12 protein-coding genes are annotated in these 15,867 nt (G+C 69.6%); 8 read left to right on the top strand and 4 right to left on the bottom strand.

All coding sequences use genetic code 11. From position 1 onward, the window contains the following. Nucleotides 1-3: 3 nt before the first annotated feature. The 5 genes from OV208_RS26755 (at nucleotide 4) to OV208_RS26735 (ending at nucleotide 4,968) form a co-directional block, all read left to right on the top strand. Nucleotides 4-363, top strand: a complete 360-nt coding sequence (locus tag OV208_RS26755) for an ArsR/SmtB family transcription factor (RefSeq protein ID WP_267576737.1) — start codon at nucleotides 4-6, stop codon at nucleotides 361-363. Further along, entirely contained in the window at nucleotides 360-842 is a 483-nt protein-coding gene (locus OV208_RS26750; protein ID WP_267576736.1) for an SRPBCC family protein, read from the top strand. The genes OV208_RS26755 and OV208_RS26750 overlap by 4 nt, the downstream gene beginning before the upstream one ends. Nucleotides 843-975: 133 nt before the next feature. Then, a complete protein-coding gene (locus OV208_RS26745) occupies nucleotides 976-1,365 on the top strand; it encodes a hypothetical protein (RefSeq protein WP_267576735.1) in 390 nt (129 codons plus the stop codon). Nucleotides 1,366-1,552: 187 nt separating this feature from the next. Next, a complete protein-coding gene (locus OV208_RS26740) occupies nucleotides 1,553-4,144 on the top strand; it encodes a hypothetical protein (RefSeq protein WP_267576734.1) in 2,592 nt (863 codons plus the stop codon). Continuing rightward, nucleotides 4,141-4,968: a hypothetical protein gene (locus OV208_RS26735; RefSeq protein ID WP_267576733.1), complete on the top strand. Its 828-nt coding sequence runs from the start codon at nucleotides 4,141-4,143 to the stop codon at nucleotides 4,966-4,968. Before OV208_RS26740 ends, OV208_RS26735 begins: the two co-directional genes overlap by 4 nt. Nucleotides 4,969-5,073: 105 nt before the next feature. Here OV208_RS26735 and OV208_RS26730 read toward each other — a convergent pair whose 3' ends face one another. Beyond that, nucleotides 5,074-8,844 carry a VIT domain-containing protein gene (locus tag OV208_RS26730; RefSeq protein WP_267576732.1) on the bottom strand — a complete coding sequence of 1,257 codons (3,771 nt, stop codon included), beginning with the start codon at nucleotides 8,842-8,844 and terminating at the stop codon, nucleotides 5,074-5,076. Between the two features lie 346 nt (nucleotides 8,845-9,190). Here OV208_RS26730 and OV208_RS26725 point away from each other — a divergent pair, with 346 nt between their 5' ends. After that, entirely contained in the window at nucleotides 9,191-11,311 is a 2,121-nt protein-coding gene (locus OV208_RS26725; protein ID WP_267576731.1) for a BTAD domain-containing putative transcriptional regulator, read from the top strand. Nucleotides 11,312-11,333: 22 nt separating this feature from the next. On the opposite strand, the gene OV208_RS26720 is transcribed toward OV208_RS26725, so the two are convergent. Beyond that, entirely contained in the window at nucleotides 11,334-12,137 is an 804-nt protein-coding gene (locus OV208_RS26720; RefSeq protein WP_267576730.1) for a LytR/AlgR family response regulator transcription factor, read from the bottom strand. Nucleotides 12,138-12,360: 223 nt separating this feature from the next. Between OV208_RS26720 and OV208_RS26715 the strand changes: the two genes are divergently transcribed. Together OV208_RS26715 and OV208_RS26710 are read left to right on the top strand one after the other, a co-directional pair. Further along, nucleotides 12,361-12,951, top strand: a complete 591-nt coding sequence (locus tag OV208_RS26715) for a hypothetical protein (RefSeq protein WP_267576729.1) — start codon at nucleotides 12,361-12,363, stop codon at nucleotides 12,949-12,951. Between the two features lie 147 nt (nucleotides 12,952-13,098). Beyond that, nucleotides 13,099-13,605: a DUF1993 domain-containing protein gene (locus OV208_RS26710; protein WP_267576728.1), complete on the top strand. Its 507-nt coding sequence runs from the start codon at nucleotides 13,099-13,101 to the stop codon at nucleotides 13,603-13,605. Here the strand turns inward: OV208_RS26710 and OV208_RS26705 are convergent, their stop codons facing one another. Further along, nucleotides 13,606-14,202 (bottom strand): DUF2442 domain-containing protein, encoded by a 597-nt coding sequence (locus OV208_RS26705; RefSeq protein WP_267576727.1) that lies wholly within the window; start codon nucleotides 14,200-14,202, stop codon nucleotides 13,606-13,608. Nucleotides 14,203-14,268: 66 nt separating this feature from the next. Then, nucleotides 14,269-15,672 carry a hypothetical protein gene (locus tag OV208_RS26700; RefSeq protein WP_267576726.1) on the bottom strand — a complete coding sequence of 468 codons (1,404 nt, stop codon included), beginning with the start codon at nucleotides 15,670-15,672 and terminating at the stop codon, nucleotides 14,269-14,271. Nucleotides 15,673-15,867 lie beyond the last annotated feature (195 nt).

The raw sequence follows: 15,867 nt of genomic DNA, 5'->3' as shown, positions 1-15,867 counted from the left end.
GCCATGATACTTAGCCAAAAGGAACAGTATCAAGAGCAGCTGAACGGCATCTTCCAGGCGCTCGCCGACCCCACCCGCCGCGCCGTCCTGGCGCGGCTGGGCCGGGGCCCGGCGAGCATCAGCGACCTGGCGGAGCCCTTTGACATGGCATTGCCCTCCTTCATGAAACACATCCATCTGCTCGAGGGCAGTGGATTGATCCGCACGCACAAGGAAGGCCGCGTCCGGACCTGTGCGCTGGAAAAGAAGCCGTTCGCCGCGGTCGAAACGTGGCTGTCCACCCAACGCGTCATCTGGGAAGGCCGCACCGACAGGCTCGAACAGTTCGTCACCGCTGGCCACGACAAGGAAGACCCCGAATGAGCCCTTCGCTCCATCCAGAACTCGACCTGACGATTTCACGGATCATCAAGGCGCCCCGGTCGGTCGTCTGGAAGGCCTGGACGACCCCCGCGAGCTTCGAGCAGTGGTGGGTGCCAGCCCCCGCCCGCTGCAAGGTCTTGAAGATGGACCTGCGTGCCGGCGGCGCATTGGTGACCCATTTCAGCGAGGACGGCGGTGACTTCCTGCCGCACATGACGGGGTGCTTCCTCGCGGTCGACGACCTTGAGCGGCTCGTCTTCACCAACGCCCTGGTGGAGGGCTGGAGACCCGCCGAACAACCCTTCGTGTCCATGACCGCGCTCATCACGCTGAAGGACCACCCGCTGGGCACCGACTACGCCGTCCACGCGATGCACAGGAACCCGGCCGACAAGGACCGGCATCAGGAGCTGGGCTTCTTCGATGGGTGGGGCACCGTCACGGAGCAGCTCGCCGCCCTCGCCGAACGCCGGACCTAGGAAGTCCAGGCTCGGGCGGCGCGGCCACTCTTGTGGGGAAATGAAAGTCCGAGGAAACTTCAGCCCACATGCTCCGACAATTACTTCAAGAACCACCTACCGGGGGCGGCCGCCGCCCCGAGCGAGAAAAACCATGTTCAAGGTCAAGAGCAACCACACGTTCCTGAATCCCTCGCGCAAGCAGATCGACCAGACGACGCAGGGCAAGAAGAGCGACTACGCGCAGCAGGTCAGCGGCGTGAACCAGATCCTCGACAAGAACGGCATCGGCATCTCCGACCGCTCCCGCAACAGCGTCCTGGACAACGTCGTCAAGGTGGAGCGGGGCGAGCGCAGCGAGATCAACGCGCACCAGCGCGAGTCCCTGAACTTCGGTCGCGACGCCTTCCAGAGCGCGAAGCAGGGCCACGTGAAGCAGGCCCTCGTGGAGGCCTTCGGCTCCGGGCTCAACGCGGCGGGCTCCGTGTTCAAGTCCACGTACACGCAGACGCCGCACGAGAAGCAGGGCATCGCCCCCTGGTGACCCGCGGTCCTCCCGCGTAAGCAGCACCTGGCCGGCAACCCTTGCCGGCCAGGGCCCGCCGCATGGCAAGCCTTGCCGTGAAGTCCACCGTCCTCCCCGGGCGGAAGCGACCGGCATGCACGGTGCACTGGACCCCAGACGAATCCGCCCCACTGCATGACCGTGGGAGGGAGTCCCTGGAGGTTTCATGCAACGCGGTCCCATCCTGCTCGCCCTCGCCAGCCTCGTTCCCGTGGGAGCCTTCGCGGCGCCCCACGTCACGAAGCTGCCTCCCCAGAATGCCCTGGTCCAATGCAGCCCCGGCGCACCGTGCACCCAGCCCACGGTGGATGGCTGGGTTCCGCCGCTGGAGTACGCCGACGGCAAGAAGTTCCCGCTGCAGGACTACGCGAATGGAGGCCCCAACGGGGACCTGTTCCTGTACGTCGGGGACAACGCCGCCTACACCTGGGACGAGTGCAACATCGGTCCCCAGGCGTCGGGGATTCCGTCCATCCAGACGAATCCCTGCCACTCGCAATCCCTGTTCATCGGCCTGCGCATCCCCCGGCCCAAGAACGCCAACGGAAACGTCCTGAATCCGTCCGGCCTCATCAACGTCTGGCTGGATGCGAAGCGGGGCGACACCCTCCAGCAGGTCGCTGGCGCGAACTCGCCCCGTGAAGAGGACCGGCGCATCCAGCTGCGCTACTCCACCGGCCCGCAGGGACTCACCACCCTCTCCCATGCCAAGGGCAATGGCACGGGCTGGAGCGTGCTTTCGGACCCCAACGACGCCTGGGCCACCAGCGCCGTGGTGAAGACGCCCAGCGCGGACCTGGGCCACGTGCACATCGAGCTTGAAATCAAGCTGCGCCCCAGCCAGGCCGCCATCCTCGACAGCGAGCCGCTCTCCGCGGCCGTGCGCAAGCTGGGACTCGCCATCAACCACCAGCCCTTCTCGATGGCGGGCGCCACGCAGACGGTGGGCGGCGGTCGGTTCCCCAACATCCCGAACCAGCCGCCCGCCGACACCCTGCCCATGTCCTGGGAGACGCTCGAGTTCAAGGACCCCACCCCGATTCCGCTCAGCTTCACGATGTGGAACGTGGGCCAGATGCCGGATGTGACCTTCTGGGTCGATGACGGCGGCTCGGGAGAAATCGACACCGTCGCCCAGCAGATCTTCAAGAAGGAGGTCGCCTGCATCTCTGAAATCTGGATGTCGCATGAGCGCGGCGAGCTCATCGAGAAGGTCAACGCGCTGCGCGCCGCCGAAGCCCTGCCGCCCATGCAGGCCATCACCGAGCTGAACGACGACATCCTCCAGCCCGCCACCGAAAGCACCGGGCTCGTGCTGCTGTCCTCACAGCAGATCCTGGAGGGCGGCGTGCATCACTTTCCATCGGACATGTGCACCGGCTCCGACTGCCTCCAGGACAAGGGCGTGCTCTGGGCGCGCATCGCGACCCCCGCCGCCACCGTCCCCGTCATCACCCACGACGACACCGGCGCCCCCAGGGTCTCCACGGGGACGGACTACGCCGAGTTCGTCGACGTGTTCTGCACGCACGTCAACGCGGGGGAGAACTCGCCCGGGCCGGACACCGATGCCCGCGAGGACCAGCTCTTCGACATCAAGGCCTACGTCCAGCAGGTGCGAAAGGGCGGCCCCCTGAATGCCAACAGCTTCCCCTATGTGCTCGGGGACGACGACGTCTTCCCCCACGGCACCTGGCCCAGCGGCATGGACCGGCCAGCCTTCCTGCTCGGGGACCTGAACACCCTGGGGCCCAAGGCCACCCAGGACGACAACCTCTTCACGCCCTACAAGAACATGGTGGGCCCGAACTTCCTCGACATCACCGGGCGCTCCGAATTCGAGAAGGCCAACACCCTGTTCTCCGAGGCGCGGGACCTGGCGCGCACGTCCTCCGGCGCGGACCCGTTGGCGACCGGAACCTGGCTGAGCAGCGTGTGCTCCGACAACGTGGTGAACGAGCTGGGCGCCAAGGACCGGCTCGACTACGTCCTGGTGTTCCCCCCCGCCGAGAACACGACGGACTTCCCCACGTTCGCGCTGCTCAAGGAGCCCACGGCGAGCGTCCTCCCGCACTTCGACCCCGACTCCAGCATCCTCACGGGGTTCCCACTGGAAGTGCGTCAGCAATGCCTTTCGGACCACGCCATGGTGGACGTCAGCGTGGCACTGACGCGGGTGAAGGATGTCGTGAAGTACAATCCCGCCCGGGAACACCGCCTCGAGTACTCCGTGAAGCAGGTGACCGACCTGGAGACCGCGAGCGGCTGCTGCGCGGACTGGTACACGCCGCGCGTGCTGATGAGCGTCAATGGCACCACGCTCATCAACTCCTTCATGAACGTCATGGAGGACCAGACCATCTATCCGAACTGGTCCGTGCGCACCGGGCCCGGCAGCCCCTTCGCGTTCCCGGACCTCGCGGCCGGCTTCATGGGAACGGCGAACATGACGTCGGCCCTCTGGGAGTGGGACGTCGGTCCGAACGACCACTACGACTCCATCCCCGAAGGAGGCTCCGGAACGACGGTGGACCAGAAGGACGGCCACTTCACCTTCTTCGGCAGCAACGCGACGGTCCGCCGGGTGAAGGGCGAGACGACCGCCAGTGACTGGCTCTCCAACATCGAAATCCTGGGCAGCTTCATGAACGGCTACGAGAACGGCATGACGCTGGAAACCGAAGGCGAGGACACCGACACGGGCAACAACGCCCGCGTGCGGCACTACATCCAAGTGAAGGAGCTGGACGCGCCATGAAGACCCTCCCTCTGAAGTGCGCGGTGGTCGCGCTGCTCCTTGGGGGCACGGCCCACGCGGTCGAAGCCCTGGTGCCCTACGACAACTTCAACCCGATGGAGCCCAATCCCCCGCGCGCGACGAAGATTCGCGGCATCGACCCGGCGCGGTGGGTGGACGTGCAGACCGGAAGCCGGGTGGACTCCGTCCGGGAGCTGGCCTTCACCCGCCTGCGCCTGATGAGCCGGGCGGACACGGGGACGGGCCGCTTCGGCCTGCGCTTCACCCACCCCGAACAGGTGACGGCCATCGCGGCGAAGGTGCGCGTGAACAACGCCCGGAGCACGGGGTGCGTGGATCCCCGGAGCCCACCGGCCCGGAGCACCACCGAGCTCACCGGCCGCTTCTTCAACGCCGGCCTCCCGAGCCGGGGGAGCGCATACGACGACGTGACGGCGTCCATCCGCGTCGTCTCCAGGTCCACGGATCCACGCGGCTCCAACGAGCTGCGGGTGGAGGCCGTCATCGAACAGTGCCGGGACACGACGTGCACCGGGCGGACGCAGCTCTTCGCGACCGACCTGGGGCTCGTCCATCAGGGGGAACAGGCCTCCCTGCGGGTGCAGTGGGACGCGGACAACGACCGCTTCGTGTTCCAGCGGGACGCGCAGCCTGAGGTCTACGGGCCCTACACCGTGAGCGACACCCACGCGCCCGGCGCCGCGGACAAGGCCCTGGTGGTGACGCACGCCCTGCCCACCTGCGCGAGCGGTACCCCGCTGCCCCGGGGGTATGCGAACGCGTACTTCCACGACGTGCTGGTGAACACGTCCGCGGCCCCGTGAGCGGGTGAGCCTGTCGCGACGCCGCGCTTCGACCTGGCGGAGTCCCGGAAATGGCACCGCCGGGCCCTCACGGGCCCGGCGGAGACCGTCCACCAGCAGCCGTCCTCAGGGAGCGGACTGCGCCGACACGCCGCCCTTCACCGCCACCAGCTCCTCGCGCCGCAACAGCAGCCGCGCGTCCTTGTTGGGCAGGATGCGCACCTGGAAGCGCCGCTGGGCCAGGTCGTCGGGCGTGAAGACGCCCCGGTCGCTCACGAGCAGCAGGGCCGTGGGCACCACGTACCGCGCCGAGTTGTTGCCGTAGTAGTGCACCACCACGTGGTACGGCCCCGGCGCCGCCTTGCGTGCGTGGTACAGCTCCGGCCCCAGGCCGTTCGTGATGTCCCAGAACAGCTTGCCTCCCAGCCGCGTGTCCTTGTGCTGGTAGAAGCACTTCTCCCCGTCCGGCTCGATGACCCACAGGTCGATGTCCGTGCTGTCCGAATTCCAGTGCGCGGTGAGCTGGTAGTCGATGGGTTTCGCGCTGGAAACCCCAGGCACCCCACCCGGTTCGGCCAGCTCGGAGCGGCGGGCCTTCATCACCGCGACCACCCCCTTGAGCTGGGTCTGTCGCTCCAGCCCCGCCAGCAGCCGCGCGTAGTGGAAGGCCGCCACCGTCCGGACCTCGCTGCCATGCCGCTTCCAGGAGCGCGCCAGCACGATTTCGTAGTTCCGGGCCGCTTCCGAATAGCGCCCCGCCGCGTCCAGCGCGAGCGCCTCCTCCAGGAACGCCTGCGCCTCGAAGGGGCGGCTGAGCCGCACGTGTTCGAAGAGCTCCGCCGCCGCCGGGTACTGCCCCAGCGCCAGCAGGCCGTACCCCACCAGCCGCAGCGCCTCCGCGTCCTGCGAGCGCAGCTCCACCGGCGACGACAGCGCCCGCACCGCGCCCCACGTGTCCCCGGCGAAGGCGCGCTTGCGGGCCACCGCCTCGTAGATCATCACGTCATCGCGGTTCGCCCGGCGGGCCTCGCGGTAGGCCAGCTCCGCCTGGACCCGCGCGTCCCCGCCCGCGTAGGGCGCGTCCCGCAGCGGCTGGCGCTTGAGCAGCGGCATAAGCACCGCCTTCTGCGCGGCCAGCCCGGCCACCACCGCCCGGCCGCTCTCGGGCACTTCGTCCAGCGCGATGCCCAGCAGCTTGTCCCGACGCTGATCCTCTTCCCGGCGCCGCAGCGCCTCCAGGTTCGTCAGGTCCACCTGTTCGTCGCGGACGGCATAGGCCTGGTAGTCGCCCTCGGACTCCAGCACCAGCATGGACGCGCGGGCATTGGCCAGCCGGTAGTGCTGGCTGAGCGCCACCACCATCCGGTCCAGCCGCTCGTCGTCCAGGGACACCAGCCGCGACACGAAGAGCTCCGCCCAGGCCCGCGGCGCGAACGTGCTGTCCTCGTCGCGCGGCAGGGGGATGCGCAGCGTGCGTTCAGGACTGGAGCCCGCCTGCGTCACCACCTCCAGCACCGCGTCCCCCTTGGCCGGCAGCCGTCCCGCCACCTGCAACTCCTGGCCGGGGAAGACGAGGCGCGGTCTGCCCGCCACCACCAGGTCCTTCACGTCCGCGCCGACCACGGACACCCGGGACAGCACCACCGACGCCGCGCGGTGCGCCTTCGCCGCGGCCTCCACCTCCGACGCGGACAGGACGCTCACCACGCGGCCACCGCTGGAGCGCGCCAGCGCGTCGAAGAGCTCCGTGTTCACCGCGGCCTCGCCGAAGCGGTACGTCACCCAGCGCAGCGACTCCACGCAGGGGTGCCGGGAGAGCAGCGCGTCCACGCGGCTCTGTCCCCAGGTGATGTTGCCGTCGGAGAGCAGGAAGGCCGTCACGCGCTCACCGGACGCCGCGGGCTTGAGCCACTCGCTTCCGGCCCGGTCCAGTTCCTCCAACGCGCCGTCCACGTGCGAGGCGCCTTCCAGGTAGATGCGCTCCAGCTCCGCGAAGCTCTCCTGGCGCTGCTTCGCGTCGTTCACGCGGAAGCCCGGACCGTGCAGCCAGCGGGGGCGCACGTCGAAGAGGAGCACCGCGTACTCCTTCAGCGTCGGATCCTTCTCCAGCAGCGCGCGCAGCGTGGCCGCCTGGATGGCCCAGGCGTTTCCATCCTCGGAGGACAGCGAGGTGTCCACCACCAGCACCGCGCGGCCCGTGGGAGCCCCCTCGTCACCCGAGGTGAGCCGGGCGGGCAGCCGCACCCGCGCGTGGAAGGCGTGGCCGGGAAGGCCCGCGACATCCCCACCCACGAGGACGTCCGCGTCCTCGTGGCGCGGCTTCAGGGCCACCGACAGCGCCCCGTCTCCCGCCAGCTTCGGGAAGTCGTAGACCTGCCAGGCGTCGACCCTGCGGGCCTTCGCGCCCGGCTCCGGCTGCACCGTGATCTCCGGCGCCTGTCGTGCATCCACATGGACGCGCGCGGAGACGCGAAGCTGCGGTCCCGCGCCCGGAGGCAGCGGCCACGTGTAACGCAGGCGCTCTCCGTCGAAGAGGAGCGTCTGCTCATACGCGATGACGACGCGCTTGAGGGACCTGGGCGGCAGGGGGAAGACGCGCGCGCTGAAGGTGGACGCGCCCGACCATTCGAGCAGCGCGGGGTCCACGTTGCGGCGCACCACGTCCTCGTACACCTCCCGCGCGCGCTTCTGTTCGACGACGCGGGCCTCCTGGATGTTTCCCCAGGAGCGCTTCGCCCCCTGCGGCGCCGGTGGCGCGGAGGCGGTGAGCTGCGCGGAGTCCGTCGAGCCATCGCCCAGCGGCGGCAGCAGCTCCGACGACTGGAAGAGCGAGGGCGAGTCCACCGACACGGCCCCCGAGTACAGCGCGAAGCCCGCCACCGTCGCGCCTCCGGGCAGCGGGTAATAGAACGTGCCCTCCAGGCTGCGGCCGGTGTCGTTCTCGAAGAGGTGGTCCACCACGGTCCGCGCCCGTGAACCCTGGATGTACGTGACGACGCGGATGGAGCGGGCCTTGAGCGGCTGGTAGCGACCGTCGTCGCTCATCACCAACACCTTGGCGGCGCGGGGCGCGGACTCCACGCGAGGGAGCACCGGCTTGGGGGCATCCGCTTCCGGGGCCGGCTTCTTCTTCGCGCGCTCCAACCCGGCTCCGTATCCGTCCTCGGCTTCGGCCCTGGCGGAAGGCTGTCCCCCGCTGCCTCCCTTGATGATCTGGATGATCTCCCGACGCTTCTGCTCCAGCACCGGGCGGCCCGCCGAGGGGGGAGGAGGAGGCGGAGGGGGCGATGATGGCCCCCTCGACGCAAGCCGGCTTCCAAGCTGCCCCCCGACGACACCGCCGACCACGCCCCCGGCGACCCCTCCTTCGACGCGGCCATCCACGCTGTCGGCCTCGGGATCGCGCGGCGCTGGGGAAGGGTCGGACCGGTTTCGCCGAAGGGCCAGTTCATCGGGCCGTTCGCGTCGCGACGGGGCCGCCACGGGGAGTCGCTGGGGCAGGGCCGCCTCTTCGCCCAGTCCGGGCGTCTCCTCGTCATCGACTCCGGACGGCGCGGGGCGCGCGGGCTCGGCCATGACGTCACCCTCGCGGTCCTCGTGTCGGCGGCCGTGGGGATCCGACAGCGCCAGCAACTCCAGTTCGGAGAGCACCTTCGGATCCGCCACGGAGTCGCGGAGCGCCGCGAGGTCCACCTCGCCCGTGTCCGGCTGTCCCGCGGCGGTGACGGGGGCCGACAGGCCCGCCTTGGCGAAGGGCGCGGGCGCCGAGCTCGGAATGGGGGGCACCGGGGCCGACTTCGGCGCGGTGGGAGTGGGAGGAGCATCGGAATCCCGCTTGCAGCCCGAGGCGAGGAGCCCCATCAGCAACAGGAGGGTGGAAGCGCGGAGCAATGGCATGCAGGGGACGCTAGCCCATCTCGTCCAGGCCGGCGCACCCCGGCCAGGACGTGACCGACCCATGACCCGACCATGACGACGCCCCGCCATGACCCGGTGCGCCACGGTGCCTCCCGCGGTGAGCCACCGCCTCTCGACGTACTTCCAGACGCCGGACGACAGGCCGGCCAGGAAGAAGCCACCGGCAGCGCGATGCCGCCCCCCGGGGATTCCAGTCGCTCCATTGCCAGACGCCCGCGCTGGAAAAACGCGGAGAGCGCAGTTTGCGGAAATCACCGGGCGCGCTCCCCGTAGACTCCGGGGCACCAACAGGCGCAGGTCGGCGCGGAGCCTCGGGAGACGGCAGGTGGCTGGGACGCAATGGCGGGTGCAGGTGCTGGGGCTGGCGCAACTGTGGAGCCCCGAAGGACAGCGGGTCCGGCTGGAGCGGCGCGCGGCGGCGCTCCTGGCGTGGTTGGGATTGCAGGGGCCTTCGCCCAAGTTCGCGCTGGCGGCCCTCCTGTGGCCGGACTCCTCGCCCACCACGGCGCGCAACAACATGCGCCAGTTGCTGCGCCGCCTGCGCCTCGCCAGCGGTGGCGAGCCCCTGGTGGAGGGCGACACCGAACGTCTGGCATTGGTGGACCCAGCGAACGTGGACGTCGCGTGTCTCAAGGCCGCCACCGAGGCCCAGGCGTATGAGCAGGCCCTGGAGTCCGTCGGGGCCGAAGGCAGCACGCTGCTCGCGGGCTTCGACTTCGATGACGGTCCGGAGCTCGCGCGCTGGCTGGACGGGGCCCGCGCGGGTGTCGAGGGCTGGGTGCGCGAGGCGCGCGAGGCACGCATCGGGCACCTCACCGCCGGAGGAGACTGGACCGCCGCCCTGGGGCTCGCGCAGGCCTGGGCGCGGCAGGAGCCCGAGTCAGAACAGGCAGGACGCCACCTCATCCGCCTGCACTACCTCCAGGGGGACCGGGGCGCCGCGCTCGCCGCCTTCGAACAACTGCGGAGCGTCCTCTCCCGCGAGCTGGACGTCACGCCCATGCCGGAGACGCTCGCGCTGGTGCGAGAGGTGGAGAAGGGCACGCAGCGCCCCTCCCCCACCCCGGCCCCGCGCGCGGCGCTGCCCCTGTCCGTGCTGCGCCCTCCGGTGCTGGCGGGCCGGGATGCCGCGTGGCGACAGTTGGAGGCCGGCTGGGAGGCGGGGCAGATGCTGTTCATCTCCGGCGAACCCGGCAGCGGCAAGACGCGGCTCGCGGAGGAGTTCGCGTCCACGAAGGGGCGCTGGGGGCGCATCGAAGCGCGGGTGGGTGACCGGGACGTGCCCTTCGCCTCCCAGGCCCGCGCCTTCCGCACGCAGCTGGCGCGCTGGCCGGACGTGAAGCTGCCGGATTGGGTGCGCACGGAGCTGTCGCGCATCCTCCCCGAACTGGGGGAGACGCGGCTGCTGCCGCCGTTGGACTCCGAGACCGGGATGCTGCGCTTCTACGACGCCGGCGCGGTGGCCCTCCAGATGCTCCATGAGCCCGAGGACATCAGCGTCGCGGACGACGTGCAGTACTGGGACATGGCCAGCTCCAGGGCCTTCATCTTCGCGCTCCCCCGGATGTTCGAGGCCGCCTCCAGGGGCGCCCGGCCCATCCGCTTCATCGACTGCTACCGCCGGGGCGAGCTGCCGGACTCCGCGAGGACGCAAATCGCCCAGCTCGTCGACGCGGGGCTGGCGCGCATCGTGGATCTGGGCCCGCTGACGGGCGAGGAGGTGAAGCGCATGGTGGCGGCCATGGGCCTGCCCGGCGCGGAGGCGCACGCGGAGGACCTGACGCGCTACACGGGCGGCAATCCCCTCTACGTGGTGGAGACCCTGAAGCACCTGCTGGAGACGGACTCGCTGCACCGCGACTGGCCTCAGCGGCTGCCCCCACCGGGGCGGGTGGGGCCCCTCATCCAGCTGCGACTGGAGCGGCTGTCCACGCTGGCGCTCCAATGCGCCCGGCTCGCGGCGCTGGCGGGCGCCTTCTTCCGCACGTCGCTCGCGCCCCGGGTGCTCCAGGTGACCGCGGCTGCCGCGCATGAAGCGCTCGCGGAGCTGGAGTCGGCCCAGGTCCTGATGGGAGAGCGCTTCAGCCACGACCTGGTGATGGAGGCCGTGCGGGCCGGGATGGAGCCGGGAGAGACCCGGGTGCTGCACGGCCGGCTCGCCACGGCGCTGGAAGAGGACAAAGCCCCCGCCATCCTCCTGGCGCATCACTGGCTGGAGGCGGGTCGCGTGGAGAAGGCGCTGCCGCACCTGCTGGCGTCGGCGCACTCCGACGAACAGGTGCTGCCTCCGGAGGAAGCGGCGGAGCACTACGCCCGGGCCGCGGCCCTCATGGTGGCCACGGGCCAGAAGGAGAACGCCGCGCGGGCGCGGGCCGCCGAGGCGCGATGCCGCCTCCAGGCCGCCGCCTCGGGAGGCGCCCTCCGCCCGTCCGGCAAGGCGGGATAGCGACGGCCCGGGGCGCCACGCGTCAGCCCTGGGCCAGCAGCGTGCCCAGGCGCTCGCGGTAGCCCCGGCTGAGCTTCAGCGTGGTCCGGTCCCGCAGGATGACCTGATACTCGCCGTGGAGCAGCGGGCGCAGTTCCTGGACCCGCTGGAGGTTGATGAGGGTGGAGCGGTGGATGCGGACGAACCGCTCCGGATCCAACCGCGCCTCCAGGTCGCGCAGGGGCTGGCGCACCAGGTGGCTCCGGGCCCCGATGTGCACCTGGACGTAGTTGTCCTCCGCCGCCATCCAGTCCACGTCTTCCACGCAGAGCAGCGTCACCCGCCCCACCTCCCGGACGACCAGCCGCTCCAGGTAGCGCGGAGGCCGGGGCGGTCCGGACAGGGACTCCACGAGGCCCGCGAGCTGCCGCACCAGGTGCTGGATGCGCGCCCGGCGGACATGCTCCTTCGCCCGGGCCAGCACCTGGACGAAACGCTCCAGGAACAGGGGCTTGAGGACATAGTCGAGCGCGCGGGCCTCGAAGGCGCGCAGGGCGTGGTCCTCCCTCGCGGTCATGAAGACGACGGCGCCCGCGCACGAACTCCCCGCCTCCTGGAGCAACTGGAAGCCGTCCAGGCCCTCCAGCGCCACATCCAGGAAGAGGATGTCCACGGGCTCGCGCCGCAGGGCCTCCACGGCACTGCGCCCGCCGTCGTGGACACCCGCGACGACCACCTCGGCATCGTCTTCCAGCACCGAGCCCACGAGCCGCCGGGCCTCCGGCTCCCCGTCCACCACCATCACGCGAATGGGCGTTGACTCCAACAATCCCTCTCGAACAACCATGTCCCTCACCTCTCCCGATGCGCTACGAATCGCTTTTGAAAGACAGCTCACGGATGCCATGGGCCGCTTCGTCACACGTTTGGAGCCACTGGCGGCACGGCGATGTCCCCTGTCCGCCCATGCCGGTATTGCTCAAGGCGCTCCTGCCCACCGGGGCGGCGGCCACGCCGAGGCAAGAACGGACCGGCCGTCTGCCATTTCCCATTCGCTGTCTGGAGTCACCATGCTGCGTCGATTCGCGTCCTACGTCGTCCCGGCGGCCGTCCTGTTGCTCGGGGCGTGCGGTCCCGAAGCCCTCGACCCGTCGCAGCCGTCCGCGGAGGCGGTGGGCACGACCGAACAAGGCCTGTCCACCATCACCATCAATGACTTCCCACTGGCCTTCTACGTCCCGCCGAAGACTGGAGGAGACGCGGACTTCGCCGGCAACGGACCGAAGATGGACATCGACTTCGAGATGGACGTCCGCAATGGCAACGAATTGTGGATTGCCATGCGCATCTGGGGCCACGAGGTGGGTGGAACCACCAAGGTGCACGGGGACCAGTTCTACCACATCGCCACCACCGCGAGCCCCATCGTGAGCATCACGCCGTCGCCGTGGCCCTTCGCCAAATATTCCGAGAATGGACCCGAGTTCCACTTCGAGTACACGGACACCGGACACTCGCTCGACGCCTGGTACTTCCCGCAGCTCACCGGCAACACGCGCGTCGTGCAGAACCTCACCTGCGTGGGCGACACGTCGGGCGACGAAGCGGGAACGCGGACGGGGTGTTCGGCGATCTTGCATGACCTGACGATCACCTTCTGATGTCAGGCGTGACGGCGGCGTGACAGGCAGCGTCCGGACCGGGGGGACCTGGACGCGGCCTGGAACGACGCGTCATGAAGAGCGCGGCGGACTCGGGGCCGGCGGTTCGAGTGGTGCACCGCCGGGCCGGGGGTTAGGTTGCGCCGCATGTACATCGAAACCTTTTCCCAGATGAAGAAGCAGCTCGGGCAGATGGAGAAGTGGCTGGAGACGGCCGCGACCTTCGCCAAGACGAAGTCCTTCGACCCGAACATCTTCCTCGGGTTCCGGCTCGCGCCCGACCAGCTTCCGTTCTCGCGTCAGGTGCAGATCGCCTGTGACTCCGCGAAGCTCGCGGCGTCCAGGTTGACTGGCAAGGAGGCCCCGTCGCACCCCGACACCGAGCAGACGCTCGAACAGCTGAGCGCCCGCATCCGGTCGGTGATTGCCTACCTGGACGGGTTCTCCGCCCGCGACTTCGAAGGGGCCGCCGAGCGTTCCATCACCCAGCCTCGCTGGGAGGGAAAGACGATGACCGGTGCGAATTACTTCCTCGAGCACGCGGTCCCGAACTTCTTCTTCCACATCACCCACGTGTACGCGCTGCTGCGCCACAACGGCGTGAACGTGGGCAAGGCCGACTACCTGGGGGCGCTCAGCCTCCGCGCGCCCTGATCATTCGATCTCCACGACGCAGGGTCCCAGCTCCAGCAGGAGCGGCTGGCGGGCTGGGACCTTCAAGCGCTCGCCGGGCGTTGACGCGGAAGTTCCTCCTGCGGTGACGGTGCCCTCCACCACCTCGATGAAGTAGCAGGGGTGGTGCCCCCCGCCGACCGTCACCCGCGCGTGGACGGGCGCCACCCCTTCCTGATCCACGACGACGGTGTTGGCGCGGGCCCGCCCGACGGTGAGCCCGTTCGACCAGACCTCCCCCCGCCCACCGAGCAGCGCCGAGGAGAGGACGGCCCCGTCCTTCAGGCGGACGGTCGCCTTCACGCGATACCGCTCCACGCGCCAGTACACCAGCGATGCGCTGAACGGGCGCGCGTCTGCCCAGGCGAGCGTGCCCGCTTCGGCATCCACGCGGACGGTCTGGAAGTTCTCCGGCACGCGCAGCCAGTCGCGGGTTTCGGTGGACAGGTCCGGGACGCGCGCGGCTTCCCACTCGAAGAGGCAGGGTTTGAGGCTCGCCTCGCCGTCCATCCCGTCGCTGAAGCGGACCCGGACGGTGAAGGGGGCGACACAGCGGGCTTCGATGATGGCCGCGGCCATGCAAATGCCTTTCCTGCGTGAAGAGAGGCCAGCCCCGACGACGAGGCTGGCCCCACGGGCGAAAGCCTACTGGAAGCTCACCTTCCCGTCCTGCTGGTAGCAGACATGCGGCGTGCCATCCGTGGGACGGATGGCCACGCTCGGGCGCGTGGCCTCATCCACCGTGCCCAGTTGGGTATACGTCCAGAACCCCTGCGCGTCCGGCGTGGTGAGCTCCATCGCCGTCCCGTTGCGCAGGACGCTCACCGGCTTGCCCCCGCCATACGCCAGGTCCGAGGTCTGGTACCTGTAGTCGACGGGCGAGGAGCTCACGGTGCTGGCCGACACAGGCGTGCCCACCGTGATGTCATCCATGGCGGCCCTGTCGCCTTCCGTGATGCTGTTGGCCTGCACGAGCAGGTGCTGGCCCTGTCCCCAGACGAGCGAGCTCCAACTGGAGGAGAAGCCTGTGCCGGTGTCCCGCACCTTGAAGGAGTCGACGACCGAGCCCCGGATGACCCGCAGGTAGTTGGCGGGGGTGGAAGTCGCGACCTGGTTCGTCATGACATACAGCCCACCGGTCGCGTCGAAGACCGGGTCTCCCGTGAGGTAGGACGCGGTGAGGGTCGTCAGGGGAGTGGCGACCCAGGTGTTGGTCGCTGCCCGGGTGATGACCCGGAGGGTCCCGCTGGTGCTGCTGGCGGCGACGATGGACGGCTGCTGGCCCTGCGCGGGGTTGAGCGCGATGCCCAGGCGGGTCGTCGGCGCGACGTCCACCGCCTCGCGAGTCCATGCGCCATTGACGCGCGCGGCGTATCCGACGCGGAACGTGGCGACCGAGACGGGACCGGTGCTCTTGAGATACGCGACGTGCGGCGTGCCAGTCGCCGCGTCGAGCGCCAGCGCGGGCTTCGAGATGAACATGCCCCCGGTGTTGAAGCCGGGACCGTCAATCTGCTCCGTCGTCCACGTCGTGCCGTTCCAGCTCGCGTACCAGAGGGTGTTGTGGGTGTCGTTCGTGTAGACGACGTGCCCCTTGCCCGCGTCGTCGAAAGCGAGCTCGCAGATGCTGCCCGTGACGTCCGGCCCCGGGTCGATCACCGTGCTGGTGGCGAGCGGAGACGCCACCACGCTGAAGTGGAACGCCCCCTCCGCCGTCTTCCCGGACTCCGTCTCCACGGAGACGGACAGCGAAGCCGTTCCCGCCGAAGGCAGCGTCCAGGTGACATGCTCCGCGTCGGATTCGATAACCCCGGCGGTGGTGCTCCACCGCACCGACTTGAAGGCCTCTCCCGAGGCCACGATGCGGAAGCGCTCCGGGGTGCCTCCCACGTAGGGTCCCGCTCCGCCCTCCCGCTCGATGAGCAGCGCCAGCTCCCCGGGTCCGTGCGAGGCAATGACCTCCACGGGCCTGGGCTCACGGTCGCAGGCAGAGAGCAAAGGCAGACCACTCAACATCAACATCCACGGCAAGAACCTCTTCTTCAACATCGCTCACATTCCTTGTTGGGGGGAAAATCAGCCCCACCGTCAACGGACGGGCGGTCCAGAAGGTCTACGCGAAATCACATTCTTTCGGGGTTCGCGCGGGAATGACGCCTCAACGCGCTCTGGGCCACTTCGGCCGGAACAAGGCTTCTGACTCGGCCTGTGCCGCCATGTACTCCGCGAACACCTCCTCGATGG

This window comes from Corallococcus sp. bb12-1 (genome assembly GCF_026626765.1).
GTDB lineage: Bacteria > Myxococcota > Myxococcia > Myxococcales > Myxococcaceae > Corallococcus > Corallococcus terminator.
The sequence above is the reverse complement of the archived record's forward strand: the minus strand, read 5'-3'. Positions and strand labels throughout refer to the sequence as shown.

What these genes read in the sequence shown, in the direction of transcription:
- OV208_RS26705 (WP_267576727.1), bottom strand. Translation starts at nt 14,202, where the DNA reads ATGGCCGCGGCCATCATCGAAGCCCGCTGTGTCGCCCCCTTCACCGTC.
- OV208_RS26740 (WP_267576734.1), top strand. Translation starts at nt 1,553, where the DNA reads ATGCAACGCGGTCCCATCCTGCTCGCCCTCGCCAGCCTCGTTCCCGTG.
- OV208_RS26730 (WP_267576732.1), bottom strand. Translation starts at nt 8,844, where the DNA reads ATGCCATTGCTCCGCGCTTCCACCCTCCTGTTGCTGATGGGGCTCCTC.
- OV208_RS26715 (WP_267576729.1), top strand. Translation starts at nt 12,361, where the DNA reads ATGCTGCGTCGATTCGCGTCCTACGTCGTCCCGGCGGCCGTCCTGTTG.
- OV208_RS26750 (WP_267576736.1), top strand. Translation starts at nt 360, where the DNA reads ATGAGCCCTTCGCTCCATCCAGAACTCGACCTGACGATTTCACGGATC.
- OV208_RS26710 (WP_267576728.1), top strand. Translation starts at nt 13,099, where the DNA reads ATGTACATCGAAACCTTTTCCCAGATGAAGAAGCAGCTCGGGCAGATG.
- OV208_RS26700 (WP_267576726.1), bottom strand. Translation starts at nt 15,672, where the DNA reads ATGTTGAAGAAGAGGTTCTTGCCGTGGATGTTGATGTTGAGTGGTCTG.
- OV208_RS26745 (WP_267576735.1), top strand. Translation starts at nt 976, where the DNA reads ATGTTCAAGGTCAAGAGCAACCACACGTTCCTGAATCCCTCGCGCAAG.
- OV208_RS26735 (WP_267576733.1), top strand. Translation starts at nt 4,141, where the DNA reads ATGAAGACCCTCCCTCTGAAGTGCGCGGTGGTCGCGCTGCTCCTTGGG.
- OV208_RS26720 (WP_267576730.1), bottom strand. Translation starts at nt 12,137, where the DNA reads ATGGTTGTTCGAGAGGGATTGTTGGAGTCAACGCCCATTCGCGTGATG.
- OV208_RS26755 (WP_267576737.1), top strand. Translation starts at nt 4, where the DNA reads ATGATACTTAGCCAAAAGGAACAGTATCAAGAGCAGCTGAACGGCATC.